A 17,766-nucleotide genomic window follows, 5' to 3' on the forward strand; every position below is an offset into this window, starting at 1 on the left:
GAAAGCAGCGGCGGCTCTAGAGCCGGACGCGGCAGAAGTCGACGGGCGCGTCGAAGCCCTTGAGGCTGGTCGTCTCACGGACACAGCTGATCCCGTCCAGCAGACGCACCACCGGCAGGTCTCCGGCGACGGCCTCGGACAGCACAAGATCCCCGCCTTCGCTTTTGCCCTGCAGGCGCGCGGCCATGTTCACCGTGGTGCCGAAGTAATCGAGGCGCCCGTTCAGCGTGACGGCGATGCAGGGACCTTCATGCACGCCCAGCTTGATGGCAACCGGAACCTGTTCCCCGGCATTGAAGGCGGCGACTTCACGCTGCACCGCCAGACCGGCCTCTACGGCATCGGCCGGCGCGGCGAAGGCCGCCATCACCGCGTCGCCGATCGTCTTCACCACCGCCCCGTTGTGGCGGCGCACGATCGCCCCGATGAAGGCGAAATGATCGCGCACCAGATGATAGGCGGCAGCATCGCCGATGCGCCCGTAGAGATCGGTCGAGCGCCGGAGATCGGTGAACAGCAGGGCGATCCGGGATACCGATACCTCATCGCCGGGCCGCAGCACCTGATCGGAAAAGAGGTCGCGGAAGGCCTGCATCGCCGTCACCCGGTCGGCGGTCAGGGCATCGCGCACCCAACGCAGCTCCTCGACGATCACAGTGCGCGGACGGCTGGTGTCATTGCGCAGCACGACCTGGCCGGGGTCGGCTGCCGGGCCCGGTGTCACGCTGTCCTCGGCGATCAGCACCTCCGGCAAGCCGCCGCCCTCGGCCACCTCCACCTCGCAATCCGGTCCGGCCTCCAGCGTGCGGAGGACATAGCGGCCCGGCGGCAAATCGCAGACCTCGCTGAGACCGGCGCCGGCTTCCACGGTTCGCTGAACCCAGACATGCGGGGTCGACATCGGGCCGAAGAGGCAGTGTTCGCCCGCCCCCAAAGGACGCACCGCGGGCGCCGGGGCGAAGCTCAATTCGACATTGCGGGAGAAATCGCGGCCGTAGTCGATGTTGCAGGTGTCGCAGTGCGCGCCCTGGGGCAGACCGTCGAGCGCCTCCACCGCCGCCTTGGGCACCCGGCAGCGCGGACACAACAGGTCCCAACGCATGGTCAGCAGCCCGGCCCGCACCGATTCCAGACAGAGCTCGATCACCAGACGCTCATCCTCCGCCCAATCCCGCGCCAGCGCCAGGGGTCGAAGGTGGACGAGATCGGCCTCCTGGGCAGAGAGCAGATGGTCGGCCAAGCGTTCCGCCAAGCCATGGCCGTGCGGTCCCGCTTCGATCCTTGCAATCAGCTCGGTCACCAGTTCGCGCGTGGCCGGGGTCGGCGGCGGCGCCTTGAAGGTAAATGGGAAAGGGCTGGCGCCGGCGGCAAAACGATCCGCGTCGACGGCGAGGCGGGCGAAAGTCTTGGCGGTGTTGGAGAAAAATCCCGCCTTCAGTATCAGCCGGCCGAGAAGACTGGCCGGTGTCGCCGAAAGCGTATAGTCCGCATGGCAGGCCTTGCCCCCCTCCTCCGCCGTCACCACCAGGCTTGCGGTCATGTCCTTGAGCGGGCCGGTTTTGAACTCACGGCGATGCTCGAACCAATGGCCGGTAACCCAATTGGTCGGCACCTCACGCCAGGCGAGATTGACGGGGCCGATCTTGGCAGCGCCTTCGAAGCGGACGGTGCCGTCGTCCTGCAGGGTTTCGGTGACCTCATAGCGCGGCAGCCCGGCGGCTTCATTAAAGCGCACGGTGTCGGCGAGAAGAGGCCAGATCTTTTCCGGCGGATTCTGAAAGCGCCAATGAAAGGTTTGGCTTTGTGTCTCCACAGTCCTCACCGGTCTCGTCACAGATACGCTGCGGCGGCTACCAGCGCATATCGGGCAGCACAGCCGTCGGCAGGGTCCGCGCCTTGCGCACAAAGGCGTCAAAGCGATCCGGGTCGATTTCCCCGTTATCTTCTACGCCCAGTTCGGCGCCATGGATGCCCGCCGCGATAAAGATCGAGTCGATCCCGGCCGCCGCCGCCCCGGCGACATCGGTGCGCAGGGAATCCCCGATGGCCGCAATACGTTCCGGGGCGATCCCCGGCAGCAGGGCAAAGCAACTGCGGTAGACCTCCGGATGGGGCTTGCCGTGCCAGCGCACCCTGCCGCCGTGTTGCTCATAATCGAGCGCCAGGGCGCCGGCGCAGATCTCCCGCCGGCCGCCGCGCACAACCTCCAGATCGGGATTGGTGCAGATCATCGGCAGGTTCAGGGCAAGGGCCCGATCCAGAAACGCCCGGTAGGTCTCCACCGTGTCTTCGGCATCGAGATTACCCGTGTTCATGATGAAGTCGGCCTCGTCCAAGGTCTCGACGAAATCGAAGTCGAGCCCGTCCCGCATACCCAGATCCCGTGCCGGACCCAGATGGTAGCAGCGCCGGCCCAGGGCCTGATACCAGGCATCGGGGCGGTTCTTCAGATGCTGCCAGGCGTCTTCGCCGGAGGACATCAGGGCATCGGGCAGGTCGGGGGGAATCCCCAGTTCGGCATTGCGGGCGGTAATCACGTCGATGCGCCGCGGCGCATTGGAGAGAATGACCGAGCGTTTCCCGGCCGCCTTCATGGCCTCCAGCGCCGCGACCGCCGGCGGGAAAGCCGTGATCCCGTCGTGCATCACCCCCCAGAGATCGACGATGAAGGCATCATAGCGATCCGCCAGGGCCGAAAGGCCCGGAAGCACAGGGGGATGAGACATGAAAGCTCCGGAACAGCAGGCTTTAGATCAGGGACTTCTGCCATAGCTCGGAAAGGAAGCAAAGAGAGCTTTTGCGGTGGACGGCCCGCAGGTTCCCGGCGATCGGCGCCCCGCGGCTAAGCCGCCGGGCGAGCGAGCCGGGGTTCGCCGAAGAGATAACCCTGGGCGCAGTCGATACCGATATCAAGAATCTCCACCAGGGCGTCCTCGTCCTCGACCCGCTCGGCCACCAGTTGGATGCCGTTTTCCTTCAGCTCGCTGAGCAGGCGCTCGGAAAGCTCCGGCTCCGCCAACAGCACCTCGGCGCGCACCTTCACAAAATGGAAGTTGCGCCGTGCCATGGCGGCAGCATCGATCTGCAGATCCATGACCCCGTCGAGCGAGAAGCGGCAGCCCAGGTCGGCCAGCCGGCGCAGGTAGTCGCCGGCACTGGAATCCCAGTTGTTGTAGGCATTCTGGGGGAACTCGAAGACCAGGTTGCCGGCCAGCTCGCGATTGCTTCTCAGGAACTCGATAAAGTCGGAAAAGAAAACGTCGTCGCCCAGGGTATGGCTGGATATGTTGCAGAAGAAATCGACGGCCTCGTTGCGCCGTTGGACCTTGCGGATCAACTGGACGCAGCGGATCAACAGCATGTTGTCGATGGCGGTCACCAGACCTTCACGTTCCGCAAGATGAATGTACTGCTCAGGCAGGATCATGAAGCCATCGGTGGTGCGCAGGCGCGAGAAGCACTCGTAGGCGGAGCGTTTGCGCTGCGGCAGCAGGACGATAGGTTGCAGGACAAGGTCGATGCGGTCATCGCGCAGCGCCTGGCGGGCGACTTCCAGCACCGCCGAGTCTTCGAGCCCGAGCGCCACCGGCGGCAGGACACCCGGCTTCTGGTTGGCGTTCGCCGGCAGGGTAGAGATGTTGGCGCCGGCGTCTTTCTGGTCTGCCGGACGCGGACGCAAGGGATGGGGCTTGGCCAGCGGCGAAGCTGTGGCAGCCTGAATCACCTCTTCCTCCGGCGGCTGCTCTGCTGTTTGCGGGCGTTCCTGCTGAGGCGCCTTGGAGGACTTGGCAAGCCTGGTGATCAGCGACTGCAGAACCTTCACCTCGGCAATCACCTCGTCGACGGATTTGCCGGACTTGCTGACCCCGCCCACGGCCTCCAGAGCCTCGCGCAGCACGGCCAGTTCGCGCCGCGTCCAGGAAAGCTCCTCCAGCGCATCGCCCTGGGCGACCCGCAGGGAAAGCAGCTTTTCGGTCAGGAAAGCCTCCCGGCCGAGACGGGCATAGACCTCATGCAGCAAACCACCGCCGATCACCACGAAAAGGCAGAGAACGATGGCGGCGCGCTGATCGATCAGGGGGTGCCACTGCGGCGCATAAAGCAGCACCGCCGCGGCGGCGCAGGCGTAGATCAGGAAAATCCCGAAATGCTTAAGCATCGCGGCGCCCCCGGACGGCGACAGCCGCACTGGAGAGAAGATCGGACCGGTCCATAACCCACAGTTTGCCCGGGCAATCTTGAAAGAGGGTTAATGGAATCTTGCTGAATTCAACCCCGACCGGGATCGCCGCGGGGCAAGAGCGCTTGACGACGGCGGCAGGCCCGCTATGAGAGTCCTCCGCAACCAGCCTTGCGGGCAATCAAGATCAGGAGGAACCGGGTCATGGCCGTCACCATCTATCACAATCCCCGCTGCAGTAAGTCCCGCCAGACCCTGGCGCTGATCCAGGATCGGGGCATCGAACCGCAGGTCGTCGAGTACCTCAAAGACGCCCCCGATGCCGAGACTCTGGACCGGCTGCTGAAAGCCCTTCAGAAGGAGCCGCGCGATCTGATGCGCCGCCAGGAAGCGGTCTACAAGGAGCTGAATCTGAACGACCCGAAACTCAGCCGCGACGCCCTGATCGCTGCCATGGTCGCCAATCCGATTCTGATCGAGCGGCCGATCGTCACAAAGGACGGCAAGGCCGCGCTCGGCCGCCCGCCCGAAGCCGTGTTGGATATCCTTTAAACAGGCTCATGCTAGATCGTTTTCGACTTACGTCGCATCGGTTCCAGCCGTCAAAACATGAGAGACTCTAACCGCCGTAGCGGTGGTCGGCACCGACCGCGGCGGCAAGGCTGTCGAAGCCGTCGTCGCGCAGCAGCCCCGCCAGCTCGCGCTTGATGCGCGAGACCTGCGCCGGCCCGCGATAGATCAGCGCGGTATAGAGCTGAACCAAAGAGGCCCCCGCGCGGATCTTGCGGTAGGCATCGGCGCCTGAGGAAACGCCGCCCACACCGATCAGCGGAATCCGGCCCTCGGTCAGCCGATAGAGATCGGCCAGCACCGCCGTCGATGGCCCGAACAACGGCCGGCCTGAAAGGCCGCCGGCCTCGTCCCGCGCCGCGCCTTTAAGAGTCTCCGGCCTCTCGATGGTGGTGTTGGTGGCGATGATGCCGGCGATGCCCTGGTCCAGACAGACCGCTGCGATGTCCTGCTTGTCCTCCTCCGTCAGGTCGGGGGCGATTTTCAGCAGCAGCGGCGGCGCCGGCGCCGGCAGGGCGGCCGCCACACGGGCCAGCAGGGCGGCCAGTTCTTCCCGGCCCTGAAGGGCGCGCAGACCGGGGGTGTTGGGGGAGGAGACGTTCACCACCAGGTAGTCGGCAAGCGGGCCCAGGGCAGCCGCACCCCGTTCATAGTCGGCGGCGGCATCCTCGGTATCCTTGTTCTTGCCAAGGTTGATGCCCACGACACCGCGATGCTGCCCGGCATGCTGCTGCGCGCGAAAGGCAGCAAGGCGCGCGCGGGCGGCTTCGAGGCCTTCGTTATTGAAGCCGAGGCGATTGATCACCGCCCCGTCCTCCGGCAGACGGAAGATTCGCGGGCGCGGATTGCCGGGCTGCGGTCGCGGCGTGATGCTGCCGACCTCGACAAAGCCGAGACCAAGCTGAAGCATCGGCGCCATCACTGCGGCGTTCTTGTCGAAACCGGCGGAGAGACCGAGTGGATTGGGAAAATCGCGTGACCAGAGCCGGGTCGCCAGGATCGGGTCCTCAGCCTCGGTTTGCCGGGGCGCCAGCCCTGCGGCAAGGGCTTTCAACGTCACCCCATGCGCGGTCTCCGGGTCCAACAGCCTCAAGGCCGGGCCGATCACATGATCGAACAGGGAGGCCGCGGCGGAAATCGATCTTCTCCGGGTACTAGAAAAGCTTGGGGAAAACGTGGCGGCCGTCCGGACCGAGCGGCAGGTCGTCAACCCGGCGCACCGCATCCACCGGCAGCGGACCGTAGAGATGGGGAAACAGCGCCCCGCCGCGCGCGGGCTCCCACTTCAGGGCCGCACCCAGCGGCTCGGCCGCCACGGTCAGCAACACCAGACCGTCCTGGCCGGCGCGATGCTTGGCCGCCGAGGCTTCCACCTGCGCGGCGTCGGAGAAGTGGATAAAGCCGTCGGCCTGATCCTGCGAGGATCCCGGATACTGGCCGCGCGCTTCCGCGTCTGCCCACTCCTCGCGGCGGCAGATGTGAAAAATCGTCGGGGTCGTCTTGCTGTCTGTCATGGCCGCCACGGAATAGCGTTTTCAACTTACGTCGGATCGGTTCCGGCCCGCTCCCCCTCCCGGCCACCCAACACCAGTATCCTATGGGTGGCCGGGAGGGGGAGCGGGCCGGCGCCGTCAAGACAGTAAAGACTCTAGATCATGGCCGGGACGTTTGAAACCTTTTGACGGTGGCACCATCAGGCGCCGCGCGTCTGTGCCCTGGCGCGGGGACGGCAAGCAGCGCACTGCCGCCAGACCGCACAAAATCAATCATAGATTGTTGTTTATCGCCCCCTGCGTGATGAAGCCGTAACAAATCGACGCGGCTGTTCTTTTCGAAACGACTAGTGTTGAGACTATGTTCTTGCTGAATTAGGTCTCGATTTATAAGACAATGTTCCCATGCTCGAGCACCAAAGCGTATGGCGTGCGATCGACCGCCTCGCGGCACGTTACGGCCTCTCCCCCTCCGGCCTTGCCAGACAGGCAGGCCTGGACCCGACGACTTTCAACAAAAGCAAGCGCATTACCAAGGAAGGTAAGCAGCGCTGGCCAAGCACGGAATCGCTGGCGAAGGTGCTGAATGCCACCGGCGCTTCCTTGAGCGAGTTTGTCAGCCTGGTCGAGAACCAGCAGAGTCCGGCGAACTTCCGCCGCCTGCCGAAGCTGCGTTTTGCCCTAGCGGCCCAGCCCGGCTACTTCGATGCCCAGGGCCGGCCGCTGCGCGCCCATTGGGAAGAGACGCCGTTTCCCGACGTCTCCGATCCGCATGCCTATGCCCTGGAGATCACCGGCGACGGCCTGCAGCCGATCTTTCGGCAAGGCGATCTGGTGGTGGTCTCGCCCAGTGCCGAAGCCGGAGCGGGCGACAGGGTCCTGGTGCGCACCCAGCAGGGTGAAATGCTGATCGTCGATCTGCAGAGCCGCAACGACCAGGAACTCTGGATAAAGTCACTGGGCCGCGAGCAGCCGGCGCGCAGCCTGCCGGCCAATCAGGTGCAATGGGTGTCGCGGATTGCCTGGGCCGGTCACTGACCGGCCGCCGGTCCATCTCCCGGTCCATCTCACGGTCCGCTGCCGGATCCCGCAAGATCGTCCAAGACCCAAAGGCCGCCGCTGTGCTTTTCCTCAGCGCGGTGAGCCGATAGGCTGGCCCGGCGGGCGCGCCCCGCGAAACCCGTTAGCAGCCCGTTAGCAGAGTGAAAGATCAGCCCATGACAATGCCCAAGGCCGTGCACTTTCTGGATGGTGAATGGATCGAAGGGAACCCGCCGATCATGGGACCCATGACCCATGCCGCCTGGATGGCCTCGGTCGTCTTCGACGGCGCACGTGCCTTTGAAGGGGTTACGCCCGATCTCGACCTGCACTGCGCGAGGCTGGTGCGCTCCGCTGAAAGTTTCGGCCTGCAGGCGGTTCACGCCGCCGGCGAGATGCTGGAAATCGCCCAGGAGGGGCTGAAGCATTTTGACAAGGATGCGGCGCTTTATCTGCGCCCGATGCTCTGGGCCGACACGGGCTTTGTGGACTGCGATCCGGAGAGCACAAGGTTCTGTTTCACCCTCTACGAGGCCCCGCTGCCGCCGGGGGACGGCTTCTCTGTCTGCCTGTCGAGTTTCCGGCGGCCCATGCCTTCTATGGCGCCGACCGATGCCAAGGCGTCCTGCCTCTATCCCAATTCCGCCCGCGCCCTGCGGGAGGCCGGCAAACGCGGCTTCGACAATGCGGTGGTGCTGGATGCCCTGGGAAATGTGGCGGAGCTGGCGACGGCGAACATCTGGATTGCGAAGGACGGTGCCGCCATCACGCCGGCGCCCAACGGCACCTTCCTGAACGGCATCACCAAGCAGCGTGTCGCCCAACTGCTGGAACAGGCAGGCGTGCGTGTCTATGAAAAACAGGTCACCTGGCAGGATGTCCTGACCGCCGACGAAGTCTTTTCCACCGGTAACTACGGCAAGGTGGTGCCGATCTCCCAGGTGGAGGAGCGGCATTTGCAACCCGGGCCGATCTATGCGACGGCGCGCGAAGCTTATTGGAACTGGGCCCACGGCGGCTGAACGGCCGGTCCGCCAGTCGTATCACTTGCCAGTCGCATCACTTGGCAGTCGGGTCACTTGGCAGTCGGGTCACTTGGCGGTCAGGCGATAACCGGCGCCGCGCACGGTCTGTAACCGCTCGCCGCTGTCTCCCAGCTTCCGGCGCAGCCGTCCCACATAGACATCGACGATATTGGTAAGCGGGTCCTCGCTGGCGCCCCAGACCGTATTCAGGATTCTTTCGCGCGAAAAAACGCGGCCGGGCTTGGAAAGAAACAGCTTCAGAATCTCCCGCTCCTTTGCAGTCAGGTCCAGAGGCCTGCCGTCGACCGTCGCTTCCAGGGTCTCCAGATCAAAGACGATCTCACCGGCCTGCAAAATGGTCTCAGGATCGGTTTGGACAAAGCGGTCGGCGCGGCGCGCCAAGGCCTCGACCCGGGCGATCAGTTCATCAAATTCGAAGGGTTTCACCATGTAGTCGTCGGCACCGAGCCGCAGACCCTCGACCCGTTCATCAAGGGCGTCCAGCGCCGAGAGAATCAGGATCGGCGTCACGTTGCGCCGGGCCCGCAGCTTGCGGCAGAATTCCTGCCCCGGCAGGCCGGGCAGCATCAGGTCAAGCAGGATGACGTCGAAGTTTTCCTGAATGGTCATTTCCATCGCCGTCTCGGCATCAGGCGCATGGCTGACCATCCAGCCCTCGGCACGCAGGCCGCGCAGAACGAAGTCGGCAACACGCGCCTCGTCTTCCACCAACAAGACGTTCATCTCCTGCTGCTCCTGCCTGCCGGCCGGTATCGGCAAGCGCAACGCGTGACCTCCTGTTGCTCGCAATGAGCCATGACAGCTTCCCCTTCCACGGCAAGTTCGTTTGTCATCACAACAACGATCTCTGCAGGGGCGTATTCCCGAAAGCCTGTGACAAGAATGGAGTAGTACCGCCAGAACCGGTGTCGGTTCAGGAAAACGCCTTCAGGAGACGGCGGCGAGCTGGGCACGATCCGGCAGCGTGAAGCGGAACTGCACACCGCCGCCCGGTTGGCTGGTCAGGGCAATCTGGCCGCCATGCGCCTCGACGATGGCTTTGGCGACCGGCAGGCCAAGGCCTGCACCGCCGTCATAGCGGATCGCCGCGTTGGAGCCGCGGAAGAAGCGCTCGAAGACGTGCGCCAGTTCATCCTCGCTAAGACCTGGACCGTCATCGGCGATGGTGATCGCAAATCCCCCGGGCGCCGAGTCAAGCCGAACACGAACCTCCCGTCCGCCATAACGCAAGGCGTTCTCCAAAAGGATCGTCACGACCTGGCGGATACGGCGCGGATCGGCGCGCAGCCGGGTCGGCGCGACGGTCACTTCGAATTCGACATGCTTGTCGATGAAACCCAACGCGGCGCTGGCCTTCACCGCCCGGCCAATCAACTCGGCAAGATCGACGTCCTGCGGGCGAATGCGAACCTCGCCGCTTTCCTGCCGCGCGACAAACAACAGATCATCGACAATCCGTGTTGTGTGGTCGGCAGCCTCCCGGGTTCTGATCAGCACCTCGCGATAGTCTTCGGCCTTGGCGTCATCGCCACGCAAGGCAACATCGGCCTCGCCGCGGATGATCGTCAATGGCGTGCGCAGCTCATGGCTGACATCGGCCAGCAGCCGCTTGCGGTTGGCCTCTGTCTGGCGCAGCGTCTGCAACAGCTTTTCAAGCTGTGCCGTGCGCCGCGAAACCTCTTTCTCCAGGGCGTCGCGCGACGCGCTCAAAAGTTCCTGGCGTTCAGCGACCTTCCCGGTCATTTGATTGAAGGCTTCTGCCACACGATCAAGCTCGGTCCCGCCCGGCACTTCGATGCGGTGACCGAGGTCACCGTGCCCGACCGCCTCGGCACCATCCAGCAAACGCTGCAGCGGTTTCGTCAGACCACGCCGCAGCATGAGAATGCCGAAGGCAGCGGTGATCGCCGCAATCAAACCGGCGATTACGGCCGCCCGCTGAAACACGGCGACGGCGGCGTACATCTCCGCTTCGGTTTCATCGACTTCTTCCTGCTCTTCCGCCAGGGCTTCGGCGATCAGGGCTTGAAAGTCGGCATCGATTTCCTCGTCAAGGACTCTGGAAAGCTGGGCCTGGTATCCTGCCGGGTCGGTTGTCTCGCGCAGAGACTGTAAACGCGCGAATTCACGCAACAAGGAAGCAATCTGTCTTTCGATCTCGGCAAGCAGTTCAAGCTCTTCGATCTCTTCGTCGCCGACAAGCAGAACTTCTTCGGCAATCAGAATGCGAAGCTGGCTGAAGTCGTTCCGGATCGCCCTCAGCAGGCGCGCTTCCCCACTGCCCTTGTCGCGATCGCCGATCAGAAGCGCATCGCCGAACTGTTTGAAGAGTTGATAGGTGTGATTGGAGAGCGACAGGTATTGCTCATGCACCCGGTGGGCAAGACGCGAGCGTTCCAGATGATGTTCCGCCGAGCGGGCCGACCAGAAGGCCAGAAAGGCGCTGACCAAAGCGATGGCCAGCAGCCCACTGAAGGAAAGGGTCAGCTTGGAGAGGTAGCGCAAGGCGCCGGATCCGGGGTCAGGCGGCCCGGCGCGGTGCGAAGAAGCGCGCCGTCGGACCCTCGCCAGCCAACAACTCAGCCGGAGGACCGGCCTCCACCACGCGACCGTCTTCGACGAACCACAGCGCATCCATACGACGGGCGAGAGCCAGGTTATGGGTGATGATCAAGGTTGTCGCATCGCTCTGCCGCACCAGACGTTCGACCAGAGCCGGTCCGTCAACATCGAGAGCATCATCGGGTTCATCGAGCAGCAGAAGGCGCGATCTTGAGAGCGCCGCGCGGGTCAACAGCACCCGCCTTGCCTCACCGGCCGAGAGGTTCCTGCCGCCCTCGGCCAGCTTGCCGTCCAGACCGCCGAGTCGAGCCACGACCGGCCCCAACCCAAAGGCCTCCGCTTCGGCCAGGATCGCCGCGTCGTCGGGACGCTCGGCGCCGCCCATGGTCAACGCCCGACGCAGACTGCCGGCAAGGATCGGCGAACGGACGCCGATCAGCGTGATCATCCGCCGCCGTTCGCCGGCGCCGAGGCTGGCGGGCGGCAGGCCGCCGAGCGTGACCCGGCCGCCGCGCGGCTGTTCCAGGCCGGCGGCCAGGTTCAACAGTGAGGACTTGCCGGCGCCATTGCCGCCGACGATAGCGATCTTGCGCCCCGCCGCGGCGGTCATGGTGATGCGCTTGAGGTTGCCGGCCGAGACTTTCGAGAAGCGCAGCGGCTGCGGCACGTTGGGGAGCGGCTCGCGGCCGTGCTTGGCGGGACGCGCCAGCTTGGGGGTCGAGAGCAGCATCTCGCACTTGTCGCGGGCCGCGACCCAGGCACGATGCCGGTCCCAGACCCCGGCAAGATCGCGCATCGGCTGGATCATCAAGCCGACGGCGGCCAGAGCCCCGGCCGTTTCCGGCGCGGCGACACCGCTGCTGAGTGCCATCAGAAAAAGACTTGCCGCGGCAATGCCGGAGACAGCATCGGGAACAGCACGCAGCAGAGCCGCGCCTTTCGCCCGTTCGAGAGCCGAGGCGATGAGTTTTTCGGTGCGCCGCAGAAGATGCGCCTTCTCGGTGCGGATGCGGCCGAGCAGCCGCAGTTCCGGCGCGTGGGGCAGACGTTCGCTCATGTCGGCGGCCAGGCGCGCCCGGCGCGCCCGCAAGCGCTTGTGCGCGGGACCGAGACGGGGACCGGCCAAAACCATGATACCCAGCCCGAGAACGATGGGAACCGAAGCGGCAATGCCAAGGTTGGGATTCAACAGGAAGAGAACGCCGGTTGCCGCCGGCAGCACGATGACGGCGGAAACCAGGCGCGCGATCCCGAGACTGACCCAGCCGCGCACCGCGGCCAGATCCCCGACGAAGCGCATCGCCAGACCACCACTGCGGCGCTGTGCGACATCGCGCGCCGACATCTCGGTCAAATGACCGAAGAGCTTGAGCCGCAGCGAGGCGGCATAGTCCTGGCCGACCCTTTCGGCCACCACCCTTTCGCCGACCCGCAGAGCCGCGATGGCGACCCCGGCGGCGGCAACGAGGCCCAGCGCCAGCAGGGGCAGGACCGAAGACTCATCGCGAAAGGCGGCAAAGACATCGCGGGTCGCAAAGGCGGCGACGCCGGCTGCCGCCGCCTGGCAGAGGGCGAGGACCGCGACCAGAGCGATCCTCCGGCCACGGCCCTCGCCGGAAACTGACGGCAGCAAGCTCATGCCGCAACTCCGACTTCGGCGATACCCAGGGGTGCCGCCTGCGCCGCAGCGCCGTCGACGAGGCGGGCCAGAAGCGCATTGGCCTGTGCCGGATCGCTCAGCGCATCGCGGGTGACGACCCTGACGCCGGTCGCATTCTCGGCTTCCCGCGCGCCCAGCGGCGAACAGCTCACCATGCCGGTCAGCACCGCGGGCTCGACACCCATGCCCCGCAGGGCCGCACAGCCGCCGGCCGCGGCCAAGGCGTCCGGCGCCGCAAAGATCACACCGGCAAAGCCGTCCCGGATCTTCGGCTTCTTAAGAAGGTCGGCGGTCTCTTTCTGGAACACGCCGTCGGCCAGTTCGACGACCGCAACCTCGCAGCCCTGGCGCTCGGCATCGGCCAGAAGCGTCGTAAGCCCGGCCTCGATCCGCGCCAGGGGCTGGCGATAGGTGGAGACCATTCCGGCATCGGTGAAATCGGCGACATAGGCCGCGCCGGTGTCGACAAAGGCGTTGAAGTCACCGAAAGCGCCGGTTCCGGTAGCCTTGATCGCCGCCACTTCGTGACCGGCGCGGCTGAGACCGTGGGCGAGGCGCGCCACCGCCGTTGTCTTACCGGAATTCATGGACGCGCCGACGACGCCGATGACCATCATCCCGGTCGACTTTTTTGTTTCTTTCAGCGCGTAGCTGGCAAGATTGATCACCTTGCCCGAAGCGTGGGTCAACAGGCCCAGCGGCACCACGCGGGTCGGGGCCGACATCCGCGCATGGCTCTGACGCATGCGGCCAAGCACGCCGCCCCCCGCCAGCATATCGGCGCCGGCAGGGTCAAGCTCGGCCAATCCCTCGAACTGATCCGGGGCATAGCGGTCACCGCAGGCCAGGACGACCAGGTCGCCGACATAGAGTTCCGAGCCCCGACCCTCGGCCAACTGGATCTTCTTGTGAGACCCGATGCGCTCGACACGGCCGAGCACGAGATCGCCGGAAATCGCATCGCCGAGCGCTTCGCTGAGACGCACCGCATCCTTGCGTTGGACTCTGCGGGTCGAGAACGCCCACTTGGCACGGGCGAGAACTTCCGAGGTAATGGGGGTCGTGATGGTCATCTTTATATCTCCTAGAGCGGGTCAGTAACCGATGTGACTCTCGGCGTTAACAATAAGAAGGCTTACTGAAGGCGTTATGTTGGCGGAATGAAGGGCCGTAAAATCCGGGATGAAAGGCGGATGAACGGCACATCGCGGCGCAGGCTACAGAGCGGCGAAGGTCTCCATCTGGCGGCTCTCAAACACCATGCCGTCAAGACTTTCAACATCCGGCATCACCAGTCGGTCGAGACCGCCCCGGGTGATGCAGGCGCGAAAGTTGTGACCGCAGTCGGGCAGCACTTTCAGTTGGATGTCCGGATTGAGGTCCCGCTGCCGCGCCGCCGCGCGCAGAGCCGCGGTCCAGTTGGCAGCACGGCTCAAACGGTCCTTGCCCTGCTGCGCATCGATCGCTTCACCGCTGCGGGTGTTGCCGTCCTGCACATTGTCTTGCGCACCGACACAGACCTGGATGGGAATCCGCAGGAAGCCGTCCAGCCCGGCTGCCAAACGCGGCCCCCAGTCGTCGGAACGGCCGGACCGTTCCGCAAGACCGTAGGGGAAAGCCGCTGCATCGGGAAAAGTGTACCAGCCGGCCGAGGCCACCGTCAGGCGGGAGACGAGATGCGGGTAGAGCATCGCGAAGCGATGAGCGAACTGCGCGCCGCCGGAGTAACCGGCAAGATCGAATTTGCGTGACTGCCAGAGGCCGGCCAACTGCAGCTCACGCAGCAGGGAAAGCAGCGCCAGGTCGGCGCGCTGGCGGCGCACGACCTGCTGATAGTGCGGCCAGCGCTTCTTGCTGAACAAGGGTGCGATAACCGGCCGGCCGAGCGCAGCGGCGCGTTCGCCGTAAAAACGTGCCTGGTCCCGCGCCCCGCGCCGAATGCCGTGCACGGCCACCAGCGGCACGGCATCGGCTGCCATTTCCTTCGGCAGCGCGAGCCAGCAACCCAGGGACTCTCGGCCCCGGGCCCGCCGCTGTTGAAGCGTGAAAGCCGTCGCGGGTCCTGAACCTCCACTCAAGGGGGAGTCCTTGCCTTGGGGGGAGTCGGCGCTAAGGGGGCGGGTAACGGTCATCACTCAGTTCCTCTTTCAGGCAGCAGTTGCTGAGACTCTGTCCGCCATCTCTTGCGGCAGCAGGTCGAAAATCATGTGAATGCGATCCAGGGCACCGTCGTTAAAGGCTTCGTGAACCTGCTTGTTGTCGAACCACCAGAGCTCGCCTTCCGCCATGCGGACTTCCTCGTCGCCGGCTTTCAGCCAGGAACCCTGGGTCGAACGCAGAACCAGATGAAAGCGATTGCGCAGCAGGTAGTAGTCACCGCGGTCGATATGCGGATAGACGCGCTTGCCGGCGGCGAGGCAGACGATCTTGGCGCGGCTGAGCAGGCTGTTCTGCTCTTGCGCGAAGTCTTTCAGAAACCCACGGGCGACCGGATAGAGTTTCGAACCGCCGGTCCAGCGGCTCTCGTGAACGTCGCGGCGTTTGCGCCCGCCGATGGCAGACTTGCGCAGACCGCGCAGCGGGATCGAAAGCGCCTCTCTTTGAACCTTGATTTTGTCCTGCCGGCCGGTGGCGTTTGCCCAGGCGCCTTCGATGGAATCAATCTCATCGAGGAACGGCTTGGGGTCGATCCCGGAGTGGATAAGTTTGAAGTACTTCATGTCGGTCTCCTGGTGGGCCCCTTGGGGCCGAGGGCTTCCTGCGGGGCTGTTGTAACGGGGCCGGCGAAACCCGGGTCGGCTGGCGCCGGCTGCTGGCCTATAAGCTTGGTCTACTCAAAGGAATTCGCAATCAACTGTTTGATTTTTAATAGATAATTCCGATACACTTCATCTCTTGTTCAGCAGCGCTTCACGCGCCGTTCAGGTGCTTTTCACCTTTGCTGAGACGGAGGCTTCAGTCGTTGCGGAGCCAGGCCACTTCCACACCCTTGCGGTGGTGGACTTCGCGGTAAGCGATCGGGCCTTCATCCGGCGCGTACCAGGTGGTGCGCACCCGACGGCTGTCGTTGCAGACCACAACATAGGCCGCTGTGGCCGCTTTGCCGGGACGCAGAACCTCGACCGCATCGGTTACCTCGCAGCGCGTTTGACGCGTGTAGCTGCGGCCCGTGTGAGAAACGGCGCTGCGTTCGTAGCGGCCAACGCTGCCAACCTTCAGGGGATACAGCGAATCGAGTTGCCTGACCTTGGCTTGACCGGTGTGCCAGTTGCGTGACTCACCGCAGTTGGCCCAACTGTCGGAGGGAGAAAACCAGTCCCCGGCGCGGGTCCACACACAGCCATCGCTCTGCCGCACCCGGACACCGTTGCCGAAGGGGCGCACCGTGTAGGTCTGCGTGCTGCCATCCATCAGACTGGAAACCGTCATGCTGCTGAGCGCGGCGGTCGTTGCCTGCGGAACACTGCGGATCGCGCCGCTGAGCGGCTGCGTGTCCGGGCGGGGCGATTCAAAGACCCTCGCCAGATTGGGCAACTCAAAACCGTCGACCGAGCAAGCGGCGAGCGGCAGGGCAAGAAGCAGGGCGCTAAGGCGTTTCATCACGGTATCTCCTGGTCACGGTCCGAAGACCATCTGCAGCCGATGACTATCGGCCTCTCTCACCAGGAAAACGCCGCGCTCGGGAGGTTATTCCCCAAGAATCGACCGCTGCGCAGAAACTCTGAAAAAGCCCGGAAAACCGGGCATCAGATAACCTGAGCCCGGGCCCGGCGTTGCGGCCGGGTCCGGGCTGTTCGACATAAATCCGATCTAATCGGCAACAGGGATTTCCCGGCTTGAAGAACGCCGGTGCGGCCTCAGCGCCAGCCGTCCTGCAGAAGCTTGGCCTCCTCGGCCGGGCTGAGGGCGGGCCCGGCGCCCAGCGAGTCGAGCATCGCGTTCAAGGCGTCCTCGGCCGGACCGGAAGCCGGCACGATGCCGTCGGCATTGGGCGCAGTGGCCGGGCCGGTGACGGCAATCTCGACTTGCCACTGGCCTGCATCGCTGCGGCAGGCAATGGCGAAGTCCATTTGGGTGGGGGTCTCGCCGGCAAGCTCGAATTCCCGACAGATACGGCCTTCGCCGTCACGGAAACTCAGCATCAACTGCAGCCCTTCCTCAGAGACGTCACCGCTCGCCAGGGTTTCCAGCGCCCTGTGCAGCGGGCCCGTGGTGGGAGCCGGCCCCAGGGCCAACAGGGGTTCGGCATGGTCCTGCCCGCCGTCGAAGAAAACGGTCGTAGAGGTAATGCCGATCACCAGGGCAATGCTGGCCGCCAGGGCCATTCCGACCCAGGGCCGGCGGGCCTCCCGCGCGCGGGCAAAATCCACCACCGTGGCGCCGGCCTGCGTCTCCTCAGTTCCCATAATGGTGGTGCGCAGTTCGCTCGAGACCGGTTGCGTCATCGGCCCGTCAAAAGCCTCGCGCAGCAAGCGATTGGCTTCGCGCACCTCTTTCGCATAGGCGCGGATCGCGGGATCGTTTTCGATCGCCGCCGCCACGACGGCCGCCTCGGCCGCATCCAGACTGCCGTCGACATAAGCGGCGATCTGCTCATCGCTGACCTTTTCCGGGGGGGTCGGGATTCCAGACATCACTCTTTCTCCTTCAGCAATGGCAGAAGTTTGGACCGGGCCCTTGCCAGGCGGCTCATAACCGTACCCACGGGGATTTCCAGGGTCTCGGCAGCGGCCTTGTAGGAATATCCTTCGATCGCCACCAGGGCGAGCGCAGCACGCTGTTCTTCCGGCAGCGTCTGCATCGCTTCGCGGACCCGGGCAAGGGTCAAGCGGCCCTCGGCCACCCTTGCGCCCCTGCCCTCATCCGAAAAACGGGCGAAATCATCGGGGTCACCCACCTCATTACGGCGACCGCGGCTGCGAACCCGGTCGATCCAAGTGGTCTGGACAATCCGAAACATCCAGCTGTCCAGCCGTGTTCCGGGCTGAAACTGCTCGAGTTTGCTGAGCGCTTTCACACAAGCTGCCTGCACGAGATCCTCTCCTTCGTCCCAAGACCCGGAGATTGCGTAGCCAAAGCGTCGCAATCTTGGCACCAGGGCAACCATCTCAACTCTGATATCGTCACTCATAGACAGTCCACCCTGCCTTCCATTTGTGGGATAACGCAGCCCGCGAACCAATATTCCAATAGCTGTCCGGAATTTTTTTTGAT

17 protein-coding genes are annotated in these 17,766 nt (G+C 64.6%); 3 read left to right on the forward strand and 14 right to left on the reverse strand.

The window, feature by feature from the left end:
* Window positions 1-16 precede the first annotated feature (16 nt).
* From ACP146_RS21470 to ACP146_RS21480, 3 genes are all read right to left on the reverse strand, one after another.
* Entirely contained in the window at window positions 17-1,813 is a 1,797-nt protein-coding gene (locus ACP146_RS21470) for an adenylate/guanylate cyclase domain-containing protein (RefSeq protein ID WP_422368796.1), read from the reverse strand.
* Between the two features lie 37 nt (window positions 1,814-1,850).
* Window positions 1,851-2,726, reverse strand: coding sequence for a TIGR01459 family HAD-type hydrolase (locus ACP146_RS21475; protein ID WP_422368797.1), 876 nt, complete (start codon window positions 2,724-2,726; stop codon window positions 1,851-1,853).
* A gap of 116 nt (window positions 2,727-2,842) precedes the next feature.
* Window positions 2,843-4,159 carry an EAL domain-containing protein gene (locus ACP146_RS21480; protein WP_422368798.1) on the reverse strand — a complete coding sequence of 439 codons (1,317 nt, stop codon included), beginning with the start codon at window positions 4,157-4,159 and terminating at the stop codon, window positions 2,843-2,845.
* Window positions 4,160-4,384: 225 nt separating this feature from the next.
* Here ACP146_RS21480 and arsC point away from each other — a divergent pair, with 225 nt between their 5' ends.
* Window positions 4,385-4,732 (forward strand): arsenate reductase (glutaredoxin), encoded by a 348-nt coding sequence (gene arsC / locus ACP146_RS21485; RefSeq protein WP_422368799.1) that lies wholly within the window; start codon window positions 4,385-4,387, stop codon window positions 4,730-4,732.
* 67 nt (window positions 4,733-4,799) lie between these two features.
* Here arsC and ACP146_RS21490 read toward each other — a convergent pair whose 3' ends face one another.
* On the reverse strand, window positions 4,800-5,810 hold the full coding sequence (locus tag ACP146_RS21490) for a quinone-dependent dihydroorotate dehydrogenase (protein ID WP_422368800.1): 1,011 nt from the start codon (window positions 5,808-5,810) through the stop codon (window positions 4,800-4,802).
* Between the two features lie 94 nt (window positions 5,811-5,904).
* Window positions 5,905-6,264 carry a DUF952 domain-containing protein gene (locus ACP146_RS21495; RefSeq protein ID WP_422368801.1) on the reverse strand — a complete coding sequence of 120 codons (360 nt, stop codon included), beginning with the start codon at window positions 6,262-6,264 and terminating at the stop codon, window positions 5,905-5,907.
* A gap of 384 nt (window positions 6,265-6,648) precedes the next feature.
* On the opposite strand from ACP146_RS21495, the gene ACP146_RS21500 reads away from it, so the two are divergent.
* On the forward strand, window positions 6,649-7,281 hold the full coding sequence (locus tag ACP146_RS21500; protein ID WP_422368802.1) for a LexA family transcriptional regulator: 633 nt from the start codon (window positions 6,649-6,651) through the stop codon (window positions 7,279-7,281).
* Window positions 7,282-7,460: 179 nt separating this feature from the next.
* Window positions 7,461-8,306: a branched-chain amino acid aminotransferase gene (locus ACP146_RS21505; RefSeq protein WP_422368803.1), complete on the forward strand. Its 846-nt coding sequence runs from the start codon at window positions 7,461-7,463 to the stop codon at window positions 8,304-8,306.
* Window positions 8,307-8,375: 69 nt separating this feature from the next.
* Here the strand turns inward: ACP146_RS21505 and ACP146_RS21510 are convergent, their stop codons facing one another.
* The 9 genes from ACP146_RS21510 to ACP146_RS21550 all read right to left on the reverse strand — a co-directional run bounded on the left by ACP146_RS21510 (window position 8,376) and on the right by ACP146_RS21550 (window position 17,683).
* Window positions 8,376-9,053 carry a response regulator transcription factor gene (locus ACP146_RS21510; protein ID WP_422368804.1) on the reverse strand — a complete coding sequence of 226 codons (678 nt, stop codon included), beginning with the start codon at window positions 9,051-9,053 and terminating at the stop codon, window positions 8,376-8,378.
* A gap of 204 nt (window positions 9,054-9,257) precedes the next feature.
* Window positions 9,258-10,835: an ATP-binding protein gene (locus ACP146_RS21515; protein WP_422368805.1), complete on the reverse strand. Its 1,578-nt coding sequence runs from the start codon at window positions 10,833-10,835 to the stop codon at window positions 9,258-9,260.
* A 16-nt stretch (window positions 10,836-10,851) separates the two neighbouring features.
* Entirely contained in the window at window positions 10,852-12,531 is a 1,680-nt protein-coding gene (locus ACP146_RS21520; protein WP_422368806.1) for an ATP-binding cassette domain-containing protein, read from the reverse strand.
* A complete protein-coding gene (locus tag ACP146_RS21525; RefSeq protein ID WP_422368807.1) occupies window positions 12,528-13,625 on the reverse strand; it encodes a hypothetical protein in 1,098 nt (365 codons plus the stop codon). The genes ACP146_RS21520 and ACP146_RS21525 overlap by 4 nt, the downstream gene beginning before the upstream one ends.
* Window positions 13,626-13,769: 144 nt before the next feature.
* Complete coding sequence (locus tag ACP146_RS21530; protein ID WP_422368808.1) at window positions 13,770-14,630, reverse strand: alpha/beta fold hydrolase; 861 nt, start codon at window positions 14,628-14,630, stop codon at window positions 13,770-13,772.
* A gap of 69 nt (window positions 14,631-14,699) precedes the next feature.
* Complete coding sequence (locus ACP146_RS21535) at window positions 14,700-15,272, reverse strand: aspartyl/asparaginyl beta-hydroxylase domain-containing protein (RefSeq protein WP_422368809.1); 573 nt, start codon at window positions 15,270-15,272, stop codon at window positions 14,700-14,702.
* 235 nt (window positions 15,273-15,507) lie between these two features.
* A complete protein-coding gene (locus tag ACP146_RS21540) occupies window positions 15,508-16,152 on the reverse strand; it encodes a hypothetical protein (RefSeq protein ID WP_422368810.1) in 645 nt (214 codons plus the stop codon).
* A 257-nt stretch (window positions 16,153-16,409) separates the two neighbouring features.
* Window positions 16,410-17,186 carry an anti-sigma factor family protein gene (locus tag ACP146_RS21545; RefSeq protein ID WP_422368811.1) on the reverse strand — a complete coding sequence of 259 codons (777 nt, stop codon included), beginning with the start codon at window positions 17,184-17,186 and terminating at the stop codon, window positions 16,410-16,412.
* Entirely contained in the window at window positions 17,186-17,683 is a 498-nt protein-coding gene (locus ACP146_RS21550; protein WP_422368812.1) for an RNA polymerase sigma factor, read from the reverse strand. Before ACP146_RS21550 ends, ACP146_RS21545 begins: the two co-directional genes overlap by 1 nt.
* Between the last annotated feature and the right edge of the window lie 83 nt (window positions 17,684-17,766).

The organism is Pelagibius sp., assembly GCF_965249265.1.
Classification (GTDB): domain Bacteria; phylum Pseudomonadota; class Alphaproteobacteria; order Kiloniellales; family Kiloniellaceae; genus Pelagibius.

What these genes read in the sequence shown, in the direction of transcription:
- ACP146_RS21475 (WP_422368797.1), bottom strand. Translation starts at nt 2,726, where the DNA reads ATGTCTCATCCCCCTGTGCTTCCGGGCCTTTCGGCCCTGGCGGATCGC.
- ACP146_RS21480 (WP_422368798.1), bottom strand. Translation starts at nt 4,159, where the DNA reads ATGCTTAAGCATTTCGGGATTTTCCTGATCTACGCCTGCGCCGCCGCG.
- arsC (WP_422368799.1), top strand. Translation starts at nt 4,385, where the DNA reads ATGGCCGTCACCATCTATCACAATCCCCGCTGCAGTAAGTCCCGCCAG.
- ACP146_RS21495 (WP_422368801.1), bottom strand. Translation starts at nt 6,264, where the DNA reads ATGACAGACAGCAAGACGACCCCGACGATTTTTCACATCTGCCGCCGC.
- ACP146_RS21500 (WP_422368802.1), top strand. Translation starts at nt 6,649, where the DNA reads ATGCTCGAGCACCAAAGCGTATGGCGTGCGATCGACCGCCTCGCGGCA.
- ACP146_RS21505 (WP_422368803.1), top strand. Translation starts at nt 7,461, where the DNA reads ATGACAATGCCCAAGGCCGTGCACTTTCTGGATGGTGAATGGATCGAA.
- ACP146_RS21510 (WP_422368804.1), bottom strand. Translation starts at nt 9,053, where the DNA reads ATGAACGTCTTGTTGGTGGAAGACGAGGCGCGTGTTGCCGACTTCGTT.
- ACP146_RS21520 (WP_422368806.1), bottom strand. Translation starts at nt 12,531, where the DNA reads ATGAGCTTGCTGCCGTCAGTTTCCGGCGAGGGCCGTGGCCGGAGGATC.
- ACP146_RS21525 (WP_422368807.1), bottom strand. Translation starts at nt 13,625, where the DNA reads ATGACCATCACGACCCCCATTACCTCGGAAGTTCTCGCCCGTGCCAAG.
- ACP146_RS21535 (WP_422368809.1), bottom strand. Translation starts at nt 15,272, where the DNA reads ATGAAGTACTTCAAACTTATCCACTCCGGGATCGACCCCAAGCCGTTC.
- ACP146_RS21540 (WP_422368810.1), bottom strand. Translation starts at nt 16,152, where the DNA reads ATGAAACGCCTTAGCGCCCTGCTTCTTGCCCTGCCGCTCGCCGCTTGC.
- ACP146_RS21545 (WP_422368811.1), bottom strand. Translation starts at nt 17,186, where the DNA reads ATGTCTGGAATCCCGACCCCCCCGGAAAAGGTCAGCGATGAGCAGATC.
- ACP146_RS21550 (WP_422368812.1), bottom strand. Translation starts at nt 17,683, where the DNA reads ATGAGTGACGATATCAGAGTTGAGATGGTTGCCCTGGTGCCAAGATTG.